General features: G+C 61.1%; 18 protein-coding genes. 9 read left to right on the forward strand and 9 right to left on the reverse strand.

Annotation, left to right across the window (positions count from 1 at the left end; all coding sequences use genetic code 11):
• Nucleotides 1-31 precede the first annotated feature (31 nt).
• The 3 genes from NKI19_RS26865 (at nucleotide 32) to NKI19_RS26875 (ending at nucleotide 1,712) form a co-directional block, all read left to right on the forward strand.
• Nucleotides 32-508, forward strand: a complete 477-nt coding sequence (locus tag NKI19_RS26865; RefSeq protein ID WP_352567406.1) for a UCP036055 family protein — start codon at nucleotides 32-34, stop codon at nucleotides 506-508.
• Nucleotides 505-1,389 (forward strand): DUF7007 domain-containing protein, encoded by an 885-nt coding sequence (locus NKI19_RS26870; RefSeq protein WP_352567405.1) that lies wholly within the window; start codon nucleotides 505-507, stop codon nucleotides 1,387-1,389. Before NKI19_RS26865 ends, NKI19_RS26870 begins: the two co-directional genes overlap by 4 nt.
• A 74-nt stretch (nucleotides 1,390-1,463) precedes the next feature.
• Nucleotides 1,464-1,712 (forward strand): hypothetical protein, encoded by a 249-nt coding sequence (locus NKI19_RS26875; RefSeq protein ID WP_352567404.1) that lies wholly within the window; start codon nucleotides 1,464-1,466, stop codon nucleotides 1,710-1,712.
• A gap of 13 nt (nucleotides 1,713-1,725) precedes the next feature.
• Here the strand turns inward: NKI19_RS26875 and NKI19_RS26880 are convergent, their stop codons facing one another.
• The gene (locus NKI19_RS26880; protein ID WP_352567402.1) at nucleotides 1,726-2,034 is read right to left on the reverse strand and encodes an alkylphosphonate utilization protein; all 309 of its coding nucleotides are present in this window, start codon (nucleotides 2,032-2,034) and stop codon (nucleotides 1,726-1,728) included.
• A gap of 510 nt (nucleotides 2,035-2,544) precedes the next feature.
• Between NKI19_RS26880 and NKI19_RS26885 the strand changes: the two genes are divergently transcribed.
• The 3 genes from NKI19_RS26885 to NKI19_RS26895 all read left to right on the forward strand — a co-directional run bounded on the left by NKI19_RS26885 (nucleotide 2,545) and on the right by NKI19_RS26895 (nucleotide 5,820).
• The gene (locus NKI19_RS26885) at nucleotides 2,545-3,132 is read left to right on the forward strand and encodes a hypothetical protein (protein ID WP_352567400.1); all 588 of its coding nucleotides are present in this window, start codon (nucleotides 2,545-2,547) and stop codon (nucleotides 3,130-3,132) included.
• A gap of 334 nt (nucleotides 3,133-3,466) precedes the next feature.
• Nucleotides 3,467-4,393, forward strand: coding sequence for an ArdC family protein (locus tag NKI19_RS26890; protein ID WP_352567398.1), 927 nt, complete (start codon nucleotides 3,467-3,469; stop codon nucleotides 4,391-4,393).
• Between the two features lie 1,118 nt (nucleotides 4,394-5,511).
• Complete coding sequence (locus NKI19_RS26895) at nucleotides 5,512-5,820, forward strand: DUF736 domain-containing protein (protein ID WP_023819777.1); 309 nt, start codon at nucleotides 5,512-5,514, stop codon at nucleotides 5,818-5,820.
• Nucleotides 5,821-6,009: 189 nt separating this feature from the next.
• On the opposite strand, the gene NKI19_RS26900 is transcribed toward NKI19_RS26895, so the two are convergent.
• Entirely contained in the window at nucleotides 6,010-7,305 is a 1,296-nt protein-coding gene (locus NKI19_RS26900) for a DUF2130 domain-containing protein (protein ID WP_352567070.1), read from the reverse strand.
• A gap of 328 nt (nucleotides 7,306-7,633) precedes the next feature.
• Nucleotides 7,634-7,876: a hypothetical protein gene (locus tag NKI19_RS26905; protein WP_352567068.1), complete on the reverse strand. Its 243-nt coding sequence runs from the start codon at nucleotides 7,874-7,876 to the stop codon at nucleotides 7,634-7,636.
• A 462-nt stretch (nucleotides 7,877-8,338) separates the two neighbouring features.
• Here NKI19_RS26905 and NKI19_RS26910 point away from each other — a divergent pair, with 462 nt between their 5' ends.
• The gene (locus tag NKI19_RS26910; RefSeq protein WP_352567066.1) at nucleotides 8,339-9,187 is read left to right on the forward strand and encodes a thermonuclease family protein; all 849 of its coding nucleotides are present in this window, start codon (nucleotides 8,339-8,341) and stop codon (nucleotides 9,185-9,187) included.
• 203 nt (nucleotides 9,188-9,390) lie between these two features.
• On the opposite strand, the gene NKI19_RS26915 is transcribed toward NKI19_RS26910, so the two are convergent.
• From NKI19_RS26915 to NKI19_RS26925, 3 genes are all read right to left on the reverse strand, one after another.
• Nucleotides 9,391-9,663, reverse strand: coding sequence for a WGR domain-containing protein (locus NKI19_RS26915; RefSeq protein ID WP_023819768.1), 273 nt, complete (start codon nucleotides 9,661-9,663; stop codon nucleotides 9,391-9,393).
• A gap of 211 nt (nucleotides 9,664-9,874) precedes the next feature.
• The gene (locus tag NKI19_RS26920) at nucleotides 9,875-10,216 is read right to left on the reverse strand and encodes a hypothetical protein (RefSeq protein ID WP_352567064.1); all 342 of its coding nucleotides are present in this window, start codon (nucleotides 10,214-10,216) and stop codon (nucleotides 9,875-9,877) included.
• Nucleotides 10,213-10,905 (reverse strand): ParA family protein, encoded by a 693-nt coding sequence (locus NKI19_RS26925; RefSeq protein ID WP_352567062.1) that lies wholly within the window; start codon nucleotides 10,903-10,905, stop codon nucleotides 10,213-10,215. The genes NKI19_RS26920 and NKI19_RS26925 overlap by 4 nt, the downstream gene beginning before the upstream one ends.
• A 324-nt stretch (nucleotides 10,906-11,229) precedes the next feature.
• Between NKI19_RS26925 and NKI19_RS26930 the strand changes: the two genes are divergently transcribed.
• Complete coding sequence (locus NKI19_RS26930; protein WP_352567060.1) at nucleotides 11,230-11,640, forward strand: hypothetical protein; 411 nt, start codon at nucleotides 11,230-11,232, stop codon at nucleotides 11,638-11,640.
• Between the two features lie 194 nt (nucleotides 11,641-11,834).
• Complete coding sequence (locus tag NKI19_RS26935) at nucleotides 11,835-13,907, forward strand: relaxase/mobilization nuclease domain-containing protein (RefSeq protein WP_352567058.1); 2,073 nt, start codon at nucleotides 11,835-11,837, stop codon at nucleotides 13,905-13,907.
• Nucleotides 13,908-14,038: 131 nt separating this feature from the next.
• On the opposite strand, the gene NKI19_RS26940 is transcribed toward NKI19_RS26935, so the two are convergent.
• From NKI19_RS26940 to NKI19_RS26950, 3 genes are all read right to left on the reverse strand, one after another.
• Nucleotides 14,039-14,320 (reverse strand): helix-turn-helix domain-containing protein, encoded by a 282-nt coding sequence (locus NKI19_RS26940; RefSeq protein ID WP_006205593.1) that lies wholly within the window; start codon nucleotides 14,318-14,320, stop codon nucleotides 14,039-14,041.
• Nucleotides 14,317-14,640, reverse strand: a complete 324-nt coding sequence (locus NKI19_RS26945) for a type II toxin-antitoxin system RelE/ParE family toxin (RefSeq protein WP_023819763.1) — start codon at nucleotides 14,638-14,640, stop codon at nucleotides 14,317-14,319. The genes NKI19_RS26940 and NKI19_RS26945 overlap by 4 nt, the downstream gene beginning before the upstream one ends.
• Before the next feature lie 219 nt (nucleotides 14,641-14,859).
• Nucleotides 14,860-16,818, reverse strand: a complete 1,959-nt coding sequence (locus NKI19_RS26950; RefSeq protein WP_352567056.1) for a type IV secretory system conjugative DNA transfer family protein — start codon at nucleotides 16,816-16,818, stop codon at nucleotides 14,860-14,862.
• Nucleotides 16,819-17,087: the final 269 nt, after the last annotated feature.

Here is a 17,087-nt window from a genome sequence, read left to right on the forward strand (position 1 = left end):
TGTTTCCACCATGAGCACCACGGAGAAAACTATGTCCGCCCAATTGATCTATGACCTTGTTCCACTCGCATCCATCGTGACTTATTCCGACGGATCCCCACGCCCGCCAGAGCGGCATCGCAAGAAGCTCGCAGCCTGGGAAAATCGCAACGGCGGCGGTCGCCTGGTCCGCAAACAGGCCGAGGCCCGCATCGGCAGTACGACGCTGCCCGCCTCGATCACCCTGCACAAGGGCGACTATGGCAGTCAGGGAACCATTGTGCTGCGCGTCCACCAGACGTTTTCGGTGAACAGCGACCTGAAGTTTTCGGTCAAGGAGCGACCCGCAATCGGCTCCGTCCTGGTGCTCGACCGCGCCGGCGACGATGCGGAGCTTGTCCATCTTGCCGCCAATCGCGCGGCCGCCGAGGAATGGCTGACCCGCCACGGCTATCCGAACGCCGTGTTTCAGCAGGTCGTGGCCGACACCGTAGCGGCGGACACCGTAGAAGGGAGGACGGCAGCATGACTGCGCGAACTTCTGAAACCCATGTCGTCGAACCCCCCGGTTCTCCGGAAGTTACTTTTGGCCGAAGCGCCAATGGGCTTTGCGTTGCCCTTGTCGGTGAGCACGCCTTCGCTATGGCTCCGGCCCGCGATGGCCGGCACTATCTTGTCACGGGCTGGCGTATCCGCCGGCCCATGGCCGAATGGACGCGCGGCGATTTCTACGGCCATGCCGGAGAGCTTGCCGATGAGGCGGCGTTTCGCGCGCATGTCAAGGAGAGCGCCCTCCACCAGCAGCAGCGCGCGGCTCTCGGACGTCGCGAAATCCACTCCCGAGCCCACACGCCATGGGGAACGTCGCAGGGAGCGACCGTCTATGCCGAGGGCGTCGTGGCTCACTCGACGGCAAGCCATGGCGGGTTCCATCTGTCGGCGGAGCGAAATCGCAAAGTCCATGAGATGCTCCGTGCCAATGATGGCTGGTATGAAGAGGACTGCCATTGGGCGGCCGTCGCCCAAGCCTTCCCCCAACTCTTCACGGACTTCGAGAGGGCTTGTGCGGAAAAGTCGATCCGCGACTGGTACCCGGATGCCTGGGAGGCGATCCACGGGAGGGTTCTCGAACCCGGCCAATCCGCGAAAAAGGACGAGCGGGCATTTTTCGAGAAGCATACCGATGACTGGATCGTGGTGTCGGCGATCCGTTCCGGGCACCAGCCCGGCTTCACCGAGGTTATCGCGACCCCTGGCGGCAGGCGCGGACCGGGCACGGAGGAACGTCGCTTTCTCGTTGCGACCGACGAATACCATGTCGGCCGCTTTGGATTCGTCATCGACGTTGCGCGCCATCGCGTCTATGGCGGGACTTCGAGCTTCATGGATTGGCAGGGGAGGGACACATAATGTCCGTCTCCGGTCGCCGCGCTCAGCTCTTTCGCATGGAGGAGGCTCGGCGCCAGACACAGCGCCAACTCGAAATGATCGACCGGCAGATCCTGAGGCGGATGACGGCGATTATTCCGCAATTAAAGCCCCAGCGTACCGACCCCCAACGCCGAAACGCTGCTGATGCCAGGACCTTTCTGGAACGGTATCGATCGAACCTTGCCGCGATCACACAGGAAAGGCAGCACGAAATCGATGCGCTCTCACGCAAACTGGCCAGGCAGGACGCTGCAATCGCAGCACTGCGTGACAGGATCCCGCAGGACCTGCTGCGTGCCTAATACTGGTGTCTGATCAGCGCTTGCGGACGAACTCCGTTCGCAACACCAGCCCCTTGATCGCATCATGTCGGCAATCGATTTCTTCGGGATCGTCGGTGAGCCGGATCGACTTGATCACGGTCCCCTGCTTCAGGGCCTGGCCGGCACCCTTGACCTTGAGGTCCTTGACGAGGACGACGGAGTCGCCGTCGGCGAGCACATTGCCGGCGGCATCGCGCACTTCAATTTTCCCGGCAAAAGCTGCAATGGCAGCCATCTCCGATGCTGGTCGCCATTCCCCTGTCGTGTCGTCATAGACGTAGTCGTCATTCTGATCGGTCATTGCTGGCCTCGTTTCGGAGTTGAACACGCTACGCTGCCAGCCCGACATGGGAGCAGGCCAAAGAGTTGATCCGCAGCGGCGGACCGGCGCAGCTCATCTATACCGGCAGGAGCCGAAGTTCAAACCGCTGACGTCCCTCGCGCAGCCTGGCGGGCAGGCGGATTGGCGGCGGGAATGAACACTGCATTTCCTCGCGCATGCCGATGTCCGAATTCATCCCTTGCCCGTCTTCCCGGCGGGTTTGCTGCGGTCTGAACCGGCCGCTGTCCGCTTCAAGGCCGCTATCGCGCCGCGGGGCGGCCGGATCCCGCCGATCTCGGCAAGGCTGGCCCGCGTCCCGCGCAGGGCCAGTGAAGAACTGACCCCGCTTGTCCGCAAGCCAACCTCGCTCGCCTGGCAGGCTCCGGACCCTGAAGCGTCCAGCTTCCGCCGGTTCCTTTTGACCGCACCCGCAGGAAAGACCGGCAAGGGCCGGAACACCTGGAGGGCATCGCTAGAAAGGAAAGCTCAATGTCCAGTTCAACCCGCTCCACCAAGGCCAAGGCCCGCGTCGTCCAGCTCCGCAAGGGCACAACCCTCGAAATGGTCCGGCTCTGCTGCCCGGATGGCCGCCAGGCCACCCTCATTTCCGAAAGCTTCGGCCTCTCCATCCTCGACAGTGACGGCATCCGTGAATTCCACGAGCGCAGTCTGATCGAAAGCGCCGATACGCTCTCCGAGGGCCTTTCCGAAAAGGCCATGCAGATCCACCTGCAAAGAATCGTCGGGTCCCATGTCGGCTCCGCCTTTGGAGCAGGCCAGTTCTACTCGAAGGCCGTCACCGAGGCGAAGGATGCCACGGCCAAGCTAGCCAATGACACCCGCGACGAGGACATTGACGGTCCGGTCGGCTTCGACAGCAAGGCCCAGCGCAAGCGCGAATTCGCCGCCGAAATGGGCCTTCAGGCACATGCCCTGCGCATGGCCGCCGAGGGCGCCGTTGCCGCCTACGAGCACATCGTCGGCGAGAGCTGGAAGCCCTACGAACGCCAGACCGAGAACCCCGGCCAGACCGTCAACCGGCAGGCAGCCGATCTCCAGATGGCGGCCCTTGGCTAACTGCCATCGGGCGGAGCTTCGGCTCCGCCCGATCTTTTCATACTGAGGCTGGTGTCCGTTCGGGAGCCGGCCTCTTTGCTGTGCCAAAGGCACCCGGCTCAAAGATGGACACGGCAAGTGATCAAGACCGCGCCAATCGCGGCCGTCACGAATGATGGTCCTGCTCCGGTCCTCGTGCCGCGAAACGGCTGCGCCGTCCTCCACTGACGTTGCGGCCCACAAGCGATGGTCCTCAGCTTCCCCATCGATCCTCCGCGGGTTCGCGGACCTGCGGTCCTGCGCGTGCGGACCTCGTGACGGCCGCGATTGGCGCGGCCTCGAATGGAGGTTTGAAATGGACAGGAACAACAACAAGCCCCGCGTCGACATCTACGCGAAAATCACCGATCGTATCGTCGCGGATCTGCAGAAGGGCGTGCGTCCCTGGGTCAAACCGTGGAGCGTTGCGAATACGACCGGTCGCATCACACGGCCGCTCCGTCACAACGGCCTGCCGTATCAAGGGATCAATACACTGCTTTTGTGGTCGGAGGCGGTCGCGAGGGGCTTTGTCTCTCCGGTCTGGATGACGTTCAAGCAGAGTGCGGAGCTCGGGGGTCATGTTCGCAAGGGCGAGACCGGCTCCATGGTTGTTTACGCCAGCCGCTTCACCAGGACCGAAACCGACGCGCATGGCGAGGAAGTCGAGCGAGGTATTCCGTTCCTCAAGGCCTACACGGTGTTTTGCGCCGATCAGATTGAAGGTCTGCCGCCGCACTATCATGCGGCACCAGAGCCTGCTGCCGATCCTGTCCAGCGCATCGAGCATGCCGACCGTTTTTTCGACAACACTGGAGCGGTTGTGCGGTATGGCGGAGACAAGGCCTATTATTGCCCCTCTACCGACCATGTGCAGCTGCCCTCACCGGAAGTTTTCCGGGATATGGCTTCATTTGTCGCCACGAGAGCACACGAGACCCTGCATTGGACATCGGCTCCTCAGCGGCTGAACAGGGACCTCAGCCGCTACCACAAGGATCGCACGGATCGGGCGCGCGAAGAATTGCTCGTCGAGCTTGGTGCCGCGATGCTCTGCGCAGACCTCGATATCGTCCCTGAGCTGGAGCCGAGGCCCGATCATGCCGCCTATATTCAGGGCTGGGCCAGCCTGCTGGGCAGCGACAAGCGGGCGATCTTTCAGGCGGCCGCCCACGCACAACGCGCGGTCAATTATCTCCACGAATTCCAGCCCCAGGCGGAAGAAATGGCGAGTGCGGCCTGATGTTACGCGCTCCGCTGTTGCAAGGGGAGAGCGCCGAGCCCTCCCCGATCCGCTTTCGCGTCATCAGTTTGGGCGCGGGAGTGCAATCGACCCCTTCGTCCTGATGGCGGCACACGGTTATTTTTGCCCTATATTCGCCGATACTTGCAGGGAAGCGGTCGTTGTCTACGACCATCTTCGCTGGTTGCCTCGCCGAATGTGCTGCCCTTTGCGCGAAATCTCCCCAACGTCGCTGAGGGCAAGCATCGGGCATCGATTCCCGCTTTACCCCCGGCACCGTCGACCGGGATTTCCATGCGGATAAGCCGAGCCGCGAGACCATAGAGAAGCGCATAACTCGGCGGGATTGCCTCAACTAGGTCGACATCTTGACGTGGCCGGCTAGGGCCAGCTCGACCTTTGGCCAAATGAAGGATGTGCGGCGTGTGATGGTCCAGTTTGGCAAGCGTCGTTCGCTCGGCAGAGCACATCAGGGTGAGCCCCGCCTTGCGGCTGGCCCCGTTCGGGCGGTAACCCGAGGCCGAACCCTGATCAGCCGGCTGGTGCCGGCGTCCAGCCCAAAGATGCCTATCGATGTCCGCTATGCGGCCGCTCCTGCTTGAACAGCAGATTATCGGGCTCCTGGGACTCGCCTCGCGGCCCGTCATCGTTCGACCGATATCAGGAGGCGGGTGCGGCTCTTTCCGAGCTGTCCGTCGTTCTACAATGACGCGTGACGGGGACGGCCAGGCTTGATGGTGCCTGACGTTAGTCGAAGTTGCGGTGATCATGCCGATGGGAGCTCGACCGTCGTCTGGCCGGCGGTTTCATGGAAAGGCCCACCACCTGCGTCCTCGATGGGGCTGGTCTGACCGAAGGCCGTCTTCGCTTCGCTGCGCCTCGTTCTTAAACCCGCAACAGCCGGTCGCGACTTTCTTCCCCTGGCGGCTGCGCCGCCATTCCGCGCGGAACAAGAAAGCCTCCCCCTGGCTGCCCTTCACTGTCGTTGCGGCCCTAAGGACCACCCCATTGCGCCCGCGCATTGGGGACCCCGGTGGGTGCGGGCCGATCGCCTCCGGTCCATCGACCGCCATCGAGGTCGCGGTGGTCGCGGCCCGAGAAACTCACGGAGACGACAAATGGCTACCATCGGCACATTCACCTCAAACGGCAACGGCTTTTCCGGAGCCATCAAAACCCTCAATCTCAACGTCAAAGCCAAGCTGATCCGCGTCGAGAACCCTTCCGACAAAGGCCCCCACTTCCGCGTCTACTCGGGTAGCGTCGATCTCGGAGCCGCCTGGCAGAAGGTCTCCAACGAGGGCCGCGACTATCTCTCGGTCAAGCTGGACGACCCGAGCTTCCCCGCTCCGATCTACGCTACCCTGATCGAGGTGGAAGGAGAGGAAGGCCTGCAGCTGATCTGGTCTCGCCCCAACCGGGACTGATCGCCTCGACGAGGGCTCCGCCGCAAGGCGGGGCCTTCGGCTGTTCCCAACCAAGCCGCAGGCGGAACGAGAAAGCGTGAGGAAGCGATGGCTGCGGAGCAGGGACTCGGATCCCGTCTTTTGGTGGCGTCTCAGTTGGGCTCAGTCGTTTTGAGGAGTCCTGATCGCCTTGGCCGACCTGAAGGTCTCCTATTCAGTTTCAGGCGAAGAGGCTTCAAGCGCCAGCACATCCAGCCCCTCAATCTCCTGCATCACTTTTCCGGCGATGCCCTGCAAGTCACCATACATGCCGACAGTCGACTCGATCACCCCTTGGATCTGCGCCTCGCGCTTGGCCCACAGGCGTGTTGTGACCTTGCGTTCCTTGGCGAGGTCCTCCTGCATATCCGAGAATTTCTCCACGATCGCCTCGACACGGTGGCGGAAGCGCGGACCGGTCAGATAGCCGTAGACCTGTTCCATTTTTGTGGCCTGGCCGTCCTGGGCGAGGCGGGAGTTCGCCAGCTCGATCAGGGATTGCCGAAGCATGATGGCGATCGGGATCGCACACTTGGGATGGGCGACATAAACTCCGTCCACAAGATCGAAGGTTTCCACGCCGGGAGGCAACGCTTCCGAGATCATCAGCGCAATATCCGCTTTCGCGGCTCGTTGATCTCCTCTGAGCTTCCCAAGCCAGCCCTGGCTCCAGTTCTTGGTGCGTTTCGATTCCCATAAAATGGCGCCGCATGGCTGGCCGGCGGGTCCGACCACGCGGTGTAGGACATCTCCGCCGAACTCGCCCTTGGCGACCGGTTCGATGGTGTCCATCGGGAACCGGCTGGCAATGAGAGACTCGAGCTCAAGCTCGAGGACCTCGCCCTGCAGCTGCTGAGAACCCTGTTCCGCACGGCGCTTCAGCTCCTCGATCTGGCGCTGCATGCCGGCTATCTGTTCTTCTTTTTCGGCAACCTTCATTTTGAGGCCGTCTTCGGCTTCGGACCTAGCCTTTACGCGAACGGCGTCCAATCCCTCCTGGATCTTCCTTTCGATTGTCAGCGCCATCTCGCGCTTTTCATCGTCAAGTGCACGCAGCTGTTTCAGGAATTCCGCCTGTTGCTGCTGGGCCTCGGCGAGCTTTTCGTCGCGCGCCTTCAACGTTACCTCCAGCTCGGCAAGCTTGTTATCCCTTTCCTCCAGATCTACCGAAAGCAGCAATTTTGCCTTGCGGGCTTCCTCGACCGCGATTGCGGCACGCTCAAGCTTGATTTGCTCAGCGACCTGGTTGCCGATGTCCTCTTTGGCGGCGTCGATCGCCGCCCGCTCACGTTTAAGCTCTTCCTCCCGGGCCGCCATTGACGCGTTGCTCTGCTCCAAACGCCGATCATACTCCTCGCGAGTCGCGGCAATCAGCGGCGCCGCAAGCGACTCGTTGAGCTTGATCTCCGTTTTGCAGCTTGGGCAGCTGATTGTCGGTTCATTGAGAATCCTGGGCTGGACAGTCATTGGCGGGCTGACTCACTGAGGGCTGATGTAGACCCAGACTATATATTATCGACCGCTTTTGGAAAAGAACAAACAGCGAACATTGGTATTATCCCCAGCGTAAGGACGGAACGCCGATTTCGTCGTCGAATTCCCGGCAAAACGGCACGGTGAATCCGCCGTCTTCTACGAATGACTGTTTCTCTTTTGCGATCTGATCGGCAATTCGCGGGAACTTGACCCGAGAATGAAATCAAACATCGCTTGAGGCTGACCCAGCCCTGTCGCCGGCAGGGCTGCCGGAATCCTCGCTGCGGCTTCGGCCTGTTCGGCAAGCAGCGAGCTTCCGCTAACGCCCACATTTCTCCGCTATTGCGGCGATACATTCCTCGAGACGCTCCAGGCGCGATTTCGCAATACGAAGTTCATTCCCGGCGTCGAAACGTCGATTGCGCCCGTGAGGTGTGGTCGCAATGAGGTTGCGCTCCAGTTCGGCAATGTGCGCACGCACCTGTCGGGCATCGTCCTGACGCAACGCCTTGATCCATCCACGCCCGCGCATCAGTCTTCCTGCCAGCACCCCGATAGTCATGCCCGAGTTATGCCACCGAGACCCTAATTTGCGGCAAGCCGAAACAGTCGAAATTTACTTCCGCTAATGCGATTATATTTTTGACGAGGCGTTCATCCGGTGGAACGGCACCAGGATCGGTGAAGGACCTCTATGGGCCTTGCTCGGTTGAACTCGTGCCCTTGGGCGCGAAGAAACACGTCCATCTGAACCTCTGGTAGGCCTCGAACTCATATGCGGAATGATCGTTCGATAGAACGTCGTCAATCGCTCGCAGAGATGACATAGTGCTGCTCGACTGAGCAAATGCAGGGCCCGCAGACAAGGCCTACATGGCGGATGCGAATAGAAGCCGTTTCATGACAGCTCCTAGAATAGGCAACGTGCCTTCGATTTCATAACAAGCGAGCCGTTGAGCGGGTCCGATAGGATTCTGGACTTTGTGAGTATTTTGGGCGCATTCTTTCGCCGGGGAGAAGGGGCTTGGATAAATCCCGCTACGATGATCGGTCAAGCTCGTTGCGCAAGCGTACTGGCGCAGGACGCTCGCTCGTACGCCGCTGGGCCAGCGTGCCGATGAGACTGGTCTTCGTGACCGTGGCTGCGGCTTCCGCTCTGGTGACGCAGTTTGTCATGCATAACAGCGGATCGCTGCCGGAAATCAATCTGCAGAACGTAATCAAGCCGAGACCGGTAGCAATTTCTGGGGTCGCATCTGTGATCGACGGCGACACGATCGAGATCCATGGCCAGCGCATTCGCTTCAATGGTATCGATGCACCGGAGTCAGCACAGCAGTGCGACGACGCCAACGGCTTCCACTATCAATGTGGCGCGAAGTCCGCCGCCGCTCTCGATGCCTTTCTCGCCGCCTCGCGACCGACCCAGTGCACGTTTGTGTCATGGGATCGGTACGGCCGCTATGTCGGCAATTGCAGGCGGGCCGATGGTGCCAGCGTCGCCGCCTGGATGGTCGAGAACGGCGAAGCTCTTGATTGGCCAAAATACAGCCAAGGTGCCTACGCCATGCTGCAGGAGAAGGCCAAGGCAGCAAGGGTTGGCATCTGGGCAGGAACGTTTGAAGCGCCCTGGGACTGGCGTGCCGACCATCGCGCTGACAACGAACAGCGATCGACGATCGCTCCCCTGCTCGCTGCATCGCCCGGTGCCTGCAACATCAAGGGCAACATCAACGGCCGTGGTGAGCACATCTATCACATGCCTGGCCAAGAGTATTACGATCGCACCGTCATATCGACCAGCAAGGGAGAGCGGTGGTTCTGCAGCGACGAAGAGGCGGTGGCCGCCGGTTGGCGCAAAGCAAAGCGTTAAGCCACAAGGGCAGGTGTTGCCCTGCTTTTATACTGCGCTGGCGCGGGCCGTGGGAACGGTGAGTGCTTCGGCAGGGCCCCGAAAGTGCGAGCATGCGGCAGCGTCGAGATCACTGACTTCACGACTGGCGACATCGCGCCAGCGCCGCGTACACGAGCGACTTTGTTCCAAAACCTGGCTCCCGTCACTCTACCGGCTACCTGTCAAGACGGGATCGCTTCTGCGCGTCGGGCGGATCGCGGCTGATAGCCGCGCATCCGTTTGGCGCGCAGCAGCTCGAGGAAAAGGGCGACGGCTTCGCCCTCGGTATCAAAGGAGTGCTGTACCGTGCGGCCGGTGGTTCCGATCCGGCCCCAACGCCGGACCAGGCAGGTCTGGCCGAACAGGGTCTCCTCGATCGACAGTGCATAGAAGCGCGCCATGTTCCGATCCGCGTCGCGGCGTTCGATACAGAGGCGATAGAGCTGCGCGATCATTGCGGACAGAATCGCGCAGCCGGACGCGCGCGTCCAATGAATGGTTTGAATCAGCGGACGCGGATCGATTCACTCTGATGATGGATGGAACCGAACGTCAGTTGCTCAGCAGCGTCTTTGATGGCCTTCCCCGAAGAGATGTAGCCATCCTCGTTGGGCCAGAGTCCTGGGCGGTCGGTCGTACGAAAATCGACGCTGATAGCGCGTCTGGCTACTTCGGCTGCCGAGCAAGGAATTCCGTTATCAAGCCCTGCACCACCTCCTGCATGGTTGTTCTGTTGCGCGCGCAATGGACCTGCAGCTCGATCATCTGCGAGACCGGAATGCGTGTGTGCAGCCGGGCTGTCTCGCCGTCTGTCTTTGGCCTTTCGAGCTTCGCTTTCGCCGCTCTGGCAGACTGGGTTCTCGTCTGCTGCTCCAGGTTGTCGGTTTCGCTGATGCTGGATTCCACAATGGCAGCCATGTTGCGCGAGAACGGATCATCCGAACGGGCACGCGGTTTCAAGGCGGGCAGCGGCAATTGGTTTGCGGTCCGATCGCTTTTCTCGTTCATTGCGGGGTGGCTCCGTTCAGTTTGCGGATGATCTCGGCGGTCAGGGCATTCGTCTGGTCGCGAGCGTCCTGCACGGCCTTGTTCATAGGCTGGACTTCGTAAAGCGTCCCGGCGGTTGCGATTGAGGCGAAGGTCGGCCGTTGCGACAAAAAGGTCTCAAGCACGCTTGCGTTGGCCTGCCGCAGCAGCTGGATCGCTGTGCGGAAGGCCATCGTGTTGTGTTCGATCCCCGAAACCATGTTGAGCATCACCGCGTGGGGAATTTCGCGGTGGCGCCCTCCAAGTGAGCGGATGTGCCGGATCAGACCGAGACATTGCTTGACATCGAAGACGTGCGCTTTCGTCGGAATCAGCACGAAGTCGGCGTTGGCGACGGCCGGGCCGAGTGCAGCCACGGCCGTGCCCTGCACATCGACCAGCAGCAGGTCCTCGGCGTCGGATTGCGCCAGGCGATCGATCAGGTCGTCGGTCGAGCTGATGGGGATGACGTCGATGTTTGAAAGCGCGTACCCGGCTCGGCGACTGTTTTTGCTCCACTCCAGCGCGGACAGTTGCGGATCGGTGTCGAGCACCGTCACCCGATGACCGGCGGCGGCGAATTCGCCCGCGAGCAGGATGGTGGTCATGGTCTTGCCGACCCCGCCTTTGGGAGAGGCCACTGTGATTTGCACCGCGCGTTGTTCCGGCATTGTTTTTTCCCAATGTTGCGTCACTTTGGCGTCAAGGCGCATAGGCGATTTGGCGCCAAAGCGACTTTCTTGCATTATGACTATGCGCCGATGCAACAAAGTGCCGAGGCGCATAAGTACCTGTGTGATAATATGAATTTGCACATCGGTGCAATGTCGCAGGATGCATGATCGGCTCTGGATAATGTGTCAGTGAGTCAGTATAATGTTTCATATTGAATTGACAAGATACGCAATTTGGGTCCAAATTGGCTGAGCAGGTCGTCGCTTCGCTTCGACCTGGACCGTCTTCGACGTGAGGCCCATCCGCCATAGCGAGGAATTTTGGACACCAGCGCCGCCCACAAGGACACCCGAAAGCGTTCCCGGATCGATATTGGGCCGGAGGCGGGCGCGCTCCTGGATGAGGCCTGCAAGGTGTTCCAGCTTGACCGAGCGGAGACGTTGCGGCGCATTATCCGGGCCAGCCTGGATGTCGGTCCCGCTCTGTCAGCTGAGAATTTACGCACTGTCGCGGCGCTGGCCTCAGAAGTCCGGATGGTCGGCCGAAACCTCAGCCAGCTTCTCCATGCCATTCATTCCGGCCACGCTGCCCCCATGGAGGCGGCGTTGCCGATTTGGGAAGCACTGGATGAGAGGGTGAAAGCTGTCGACGCCGAATTGACGGCGATGACGATCGCCCATGGCCTGAAACTTCGGAAGGCGGCGCATCTGCTGGATGGTGAGGGCGCGTGAACCTAGACCAGTCTTCTATACAGGCCATAGCCGATCGGATTCGCGCGAGCGCGGCTTTTGAAGAAGAGAACCGCAAGCGCCGGCGTTGGGCCCTGTTGTCCTTTGCTGGAAATGGCGATGATGCGTTGTTCAAGACGGTTCGCGGCCGGAAGGGGGAGGGCGGTCTCGGGGCAAGCCAGCCACCGGAACCCGCCGTGCCGCGCTCGTCTCCCGGGGAACTGGAGCCGCCGCGCGGTAAAGCCGGGCGCCTAAACCTCGGCCTGCCAGCGAAGCGACGGAAGCTTGCCGGCGGACCTGCGCCGAGGGCCGCTGCCGACAAGCTGGCGGCCGGGTATCAGCCGGCCGTTCTGAAGGTGATTTCCTACGGGCATGGCGTCACAAGGGCAGCCGCCATCGGTCAATATATCCAGAAGGAGGGCGTCGCGCTCGAGACGCATGACGCGCGTATCCTGGCAACGCAGGAAGCTGTTGCCGAGGAAATGAAACAGTGGGGCAAGGGTTTCGACAAGCGGCGGGAGAGCGAGGATGTGGCGACGTTTCGGCTTTCGCTGGGAGGGCAGGAGAATGCCGAGCGCCTTTCACAGGCAGTTCAGGCAGGTTTCGCCGGCCACGGTTTCGCCTATCGTATCGACACACTGCAGGACGGATCGAGCGTCGCGCGCGTCGTCGCGACCATGGCCGGACACAGCGTCGTGCGGGGTGAGAACGGGGACGACAAGGTGAAGCATCGGTTTCACTTTTCGGATCGACGCCAGCAGGATCGCCAGTTCTCGGCACCGACCCGGGCCATGACCGCCTCGCGGATCTCCGAGGCGCTTGGGGTCAAGGAGGATACCGTTTCGGTGAAGCCAATTGGGGAGCCCAGCCACGGCAAAGCCGGTGTCGTGTTCCAGCTCGCGCGCCTTAGCCATGACGGACCGGCGATCGGCGCCGACGGCGCCGCGATCGCGTCTGAGGAGGCGATTCGGCAGACCGCGCAGTCCTGGGACAAGACCCTGAATTCCTACAAGCCTCGCGACACCATGCACATGATCCTGTCGGCCAAGGCGGGCGAGGACAGGCAAGCTCTGGTAAGGGCCGCACGTGGGTTCCTGCATGAGCAGTTCCCCAATCACAAATTCGCCTTCGGCATGCATGCCGACATGGCCGAGGAGGGCGGTCATATTCATGTCCACGCCATCGTTGCGGTGAAGGGTGAGGACGGTGAGCGCTTGCGACCAGGTCCGGCCCAGCTTCGCGAATGGCGCGCGCTCTATGCCCAGCACGCACAAGCACAGGGCATGAAAATCGTCGCGACCTCCGCGGCCTATCGAGCGTCATCACAAAGCTATGGCCCGCGCGACAAGGCGATTGTGGCCACGGCCGAAAAGCCGCGGCCGGGCAGGGAGGCGCGTGACCGCGCCTACGCCCGTGCAAACCCGCACGTCATCGAGAAAGCCCGCCAGCGGATCGACCACGCGAGGGCCAACCCGATAAAGATTCCGATTTCGGCGCGCCAGCTGCAGGCCACCCAGGCAAGCCTTCGGGACTGGCACTCGGTTGCTGCTTCCCGGCCGGATAACGCGATAGCGAGTCAATTCATTGTTCGGATGACGCAAGCTTCCCGATCCGGTACTGTTGTGGTCGCTATTCGAGATGGAAAGGGTGTTCAAATGAGTTCAGATGCCACCGCGGACCAGATGCGGGAAAACCTAAAACAGATCAACGAGACCGTTAACAAGACAGCGGCCATGATGAACGGCCAGACGAAAGCGGAGTTCTTACGGCGCGCAGCGCCCACCATGGAACTGCTGGCGATCCGGACGGATCTCAAATCCCTGCAGGAAGGCGGCGTCACGCATGTCAGCGAAGACCAGGCCCATCGGATTGCCGGAGCGCGCGCCGAAGCTTTGATCCATCGCGCCCAGGAAATCGAGGCCGCTGAGCGGCTTGAGGCCGATCGCGCTCGCGAGATCCGTAATCGCGCCATCGAGCAGGAGATCCGCGACGAACGAGCCGGATCGGCTGATCCGACCTCGCTTGAGCAGGTTGCGCAAGACCGCGAAATGGTGCGCAACGCCGAAAGCATCGCCGCGAAGGAAGCGCGCGAGGCACAAGCCGCAAGCGAAGCCGCGCGATCATTGGCACAGAATCCTAACGAGCGGCTTGATCCCGAGATCGTCAAAGGCGAACGGCTCGAAGAACTGCAGCGCCTGCAGTCGAGGAGCATCAACACCGCTCCAGTCGAAGGCGAAGAGCCGGATTCACAGAAGCCGCAAAAGCAGTAGTTGCCTCGCCACGCAGCACTGCGTGGGCTCGTTGTTCCCTAAGCCGGACGCTGCAGGGGCTCCGTTCGGCACACGCTCGCGTCCAAACGCGGATGTACTCCGAGGAAAGACGAGGATTAGACATCTCGTGATTATGCAACCTCCTTCACCCGGATTTCTATATCCAGGTGAGCGGAGGCGGCGATGTTGACGAGCGCGTCAAGCGAGAACTTGGCGAGCTTACCGCGCAGCAGATCATTGATACGAGGGCGCGTCAGGCCGAGCCGCTTGGCGGCTTCCTCCTGGGGAATGCCCCAACGCTGGACTGCCTTACGGATTTCGTAGAGCAGCGCCGAGCGCGCTTTAAGGTTTGCTGCCTCCTGTTCGGTGTCCGCCAGGGCATCCCAGACGTTCTCATAGATTTCTACGTTCATCGTTCTGCCTTCCATCGTTTTAGCCGTTGAGCCGCCAGATCGAGGTCTTTCTTGGATGTGGCCTGTGCCTTCTTCTGGAACGCATGAAGCACCAAAACGCGGTCCTCTAGGGTCGCCAGATAGATGACGCGAAACGCTCCCGATGCCTCCCGAACCCTGATTTCCCTGACGCCGGCCCCCACGATCTGCATAGGTTTCCAGTCGTCGGGATCGTCGCCGCGCTGGACAAGTTCGAGCTGCCAGCCGGCCTCTATCCGCGCATCGTCAGGAAACGCTCGAACATCCGCCCGGCTGCTTCCAAGCCATTCAATCACCTTCATCGGGGTGCACTGTATCGATTTTGATACATGTTGGGTAGAGTGAAAATCAATCGCGTTTTACGGACCAGCAATCAACTCACGTCCCCACCAAGAACCGGGAGGCGCAACGAAACGGTTCGATGCGCCCGCCATCGGATTAGAGACGCTTCGTCTTGTTCTCACTCGACATAGGCACCGAAGGCACAAATCGCTCATTTGTATTCAACTGAATTTCACGTCCTAGCGATCGCCGTGACGTCTAATTTGATCCTGCAGCGCCTCAAGAGCGGCTGACGGTAGCCCGTCGACATCTCCGCTATCCACTGACGGTGACAGGGAACGAGCGCCGGCCTCCACTTCCTGATCGAGCGATGCGAGCAGCGCGGCGATCGACGTGGACTTGTTTCCCGGCCGGACTTGGAATTGCAAGACACTCGCCTTGCCTTCAGACGCACTCGGGTCGGACGTCTTTGACGCTGCCGGCGCCGATCGCCGGCCAAGCGTGGGAAGCGGCCGCGGCGCATCATCAGCCGTCTGATCGGCCCGCTTCGGCTTCAACTCCGGAACTTCAGCGGCGACCTCGCTCTTTGCTTCAGCCTCACCGCCCGTTGAAAGGCCTGAGCTTAGCAGCACCTGTGGTGCGTCCGCGCTGTCGCTCTTTACTTTCGGCTTTAACGCGATGGGATCAGCCCTTTCAGCCGCAGTCGCACGCGGCACCGCATCGGCATAGGCTGTATCGCCCGAAGCCGACGCTTCGACGGTATCAGGTTCCCCCAGCTCGAAAGGGGCCGCCGGCGCGTTGTTAGCCGCCGCTTCGACCTCCGCCATGGAGCGCAGCGGAAGATCCTGCCATCGTGAGAGAGGCGGAACCTTCAAGCGCCGGTGGCGAAATTCCTGATAGGTCGCCTTATAGGGAGCGTCCTTATAATAGGTGATCTTGCGCACCATGAAACCAGGGGGGCTCGAGCCCAGAACCACGGCCTGCTTCGCCGGCATTTGCCGAAGCTCCGCCGCCGTCCGGAACGGCCTTTCCTGATAACTTAAACTCTTGTCTCGGGCCCCAAATATACCTTGACCAGCCCTGATGATCGGGGTGGGCACCTCGATCGTGGTCGGTCCCAGCATTACAGAGACATGTTCCGAGGTCTCCACGTCGTTCATGCGGATGAAAAGCTTCACCTGACACGCGGTCACCGTGGTGTGCCGCGTCGCTTTTCCATAGACTTCGTCAAGCTGGGCAAGATCCTGCAGGATCAGGACCATGCGAAAGCCATAGCCCGCGTTGATCGCCAGCTTGGAAACGATGGACTCCATTTTGCCGAGCTGGCGAAACTCGTCGATCATCACCAGGACCTGATAGGGCTCGTCCGGGCCTGGCGAGGAAGCCATCAGCACATCATGGATTTGCTGAACCAGGAGTTTGATGATGGGCCGGAACACATCGAGCTGCGCCACCGAGCAGCCGATGAAGAGAGCCGTCGGGTCCTTGCGAAACTTCGAGATATCGAAATCGGTCGACGCCGTAGCGGCTGCAACGAGATCATTGGTCCAGGGGTTGAGAGCCGCCGTCAGGTTGAAGTAGGCCGAGTTTCGCGTTTCCTTTTCCAGCGCAATGAACTGGTTGAGCCCGTGCACGACCCACGAAGGCAGATATTTTTCCTCTTCATTGCGGATATTCGTCAGCACTCTGAGAAAATCCACGCCGGTCGAAAGAAGCATCGCGACGGCGCGCAAATGACGCTGCCCCTCATAGCGTGGTGACGTCAGCACATAGCCGATCATGGCCGAAAGCAGCTGCCGGCCGGCGCGCGCCCAGATCTCGGAACTTCCTGTCGCCTCGGGGATGATGAAGGAGGAGACCACCGCGCAGTCCGTCGGCATGCGCGCATCGCGCCGGATGAAATCCAGCGGATTATAGCGATGCGAATCCTGCTCGCCGGGCGAAAAGAAAAAGACCTTATCGCCGAGAGCCTGCCGGTGCGCACCGAACGCGTCGAAGTTCTCCCGCTTCGGATCGAACCACACCGAGGATCCTCGCCACATGTAACCGTTCGGAATGACAAAGCTGACGCCCTTGCCGGATCGGGTCGGCCCGACCACCAAGACGTGCGCGGGCTCGTCCGAGCGGATCGTCGCCCCACCCATCTTGCCGAGGATCAAGCCTTGCTTTGCCAGCAGGTTTTTCCTTTCGGCGTCCATGATCGTGCCGAACCGCGCATTGCCGTAGTGCTTTGGCTTGCGGTTGATCAGGCTTGCAAAGATCAGGCCGACGCCGATCGCCACGACAACCGCGACCGCGATCGCGCCCCGGATGATCGTCTCGCCCTGCGTGGGATGATAGGCCAGGCGCTGGCTGAAATGCTGCCAGGCAACGAACAGGCCGCTTAGGCTGCGTTGCGCGTTCTGGTATTTTAGAAGCCCCCAGCGCGAGGCGCCTTCAGAGGGCAGCGCGGGATTCCACCGCCATG

The sequence above is a fragment of the Mesorhizobium sp. M0751 genome (genome assembly GCF_040320265.1).
Lineage (GTDB): Bacteria > Pseudomonadota > Alphaproteobacteria > Rhizobiales > Rhizobiaceae > Mesorhizobium.

Coding starts and splice junctions, on each gene's coding strand:
- NKI19_RS26915 (WP_023819768.1), bottom strand. CDS start 9,663: ATGATCGCGCAGCTCTATCGCCTCTGTATCGAACGCCGCGACGCGGAT.
- NKI19_RS26920 (WP_352567064.1), bottom strand. CDS start 10,216: ATGAACGAGAAAAGCGATCGGACCGCAAACCAATTGCCGCTGCCCGCC.
- NKI19_RS26880 (WP_352567402.1), bottom strand. CDS start 2,034: ATGACCGATCAGAATGACGACTACGTCTATGACGACACGACAGGGGAA.
- NKI19_RS26895 (WP_023819777.1), top strand. CDS start 5,512: ATGGCTACCATCGGCACATTCACCTCAAACGGCAACGGCTTTTCCGGA.
- NKI19_RS26870 (WP_352567405.1), top strand. CDS start 505: ATGACTGCGCGAACTTCTGAAACCCATGTCGTCGAACCCCCCGGTTCT.
- NKI19_RS26940 (WP_006205593.1), bottom strand. CDS start 14,320: ATGAACGTAGAAATCTATGAGAACGTCTGGGATGCCCTGGCGGACACC.
- NKI19_RS26950 (WP_352567056.1), bottom strand. CDS start 16,818: ATGGACGCCGAAAGGAAAAACCTGCTGGCAAAGCAAGGCTTGATCCTC.
- NKI19_RS26900 (WP_352567070.1), bottom strand. CDS start 7,305: ATGACTGTCCAGCCCAGGATTCTCAATGAACCGACAATCAGCTGCCCA.
- NKI19_RS26905 (WP_352567068.1), bottom strand. CDS start 7,876: ATGACTATCGGGGTGCTGGCAGGAAGACTGATGCGCGGGCGTGGATGG.
- NKI19_RS26945 (WP_023819763.1), bottom strand. CDS start 14,640: ATGAAGGTGATTGAATGGCTTGGAAGCAGCCGGGCGGATGTTCGAGCG.
- NKI19_RS26865 (WP_352567406.1), top strand. CDS start 32: ATGTCCGCCCAATTGATCTATGACCTTGTTCCACTCGCATCCATCGTG.
- NKI19_RS26875 (WP_352567404.1), top strand. CDS start 1,464: ATGATCGACCGGCAGATCCTGAGGCGGATGACGGCGATTATTCCGCAA.
- NKI19_RS26885 (WP_352567400.1), top strand. CDS start 2,545: ATGTCCAGTTCAACCCGCTCCACCAAGGCCAAGGCCCGCGTCGTCCAG.
- NKI19_RS26925 (WP_352567062.1), bottom strand. CDS start 10,905: ATGCCGGAACAACGCGCGGTGCAAATCACAGTGGCCTCTCCCAAAGGC.
- NKI19_RS26890 (WP_352567398.1), top strand. CDS start 3,467: ATGGACAGGAACAACAACAAGCCCCGCGTCGACATCTACGCGAAAATC.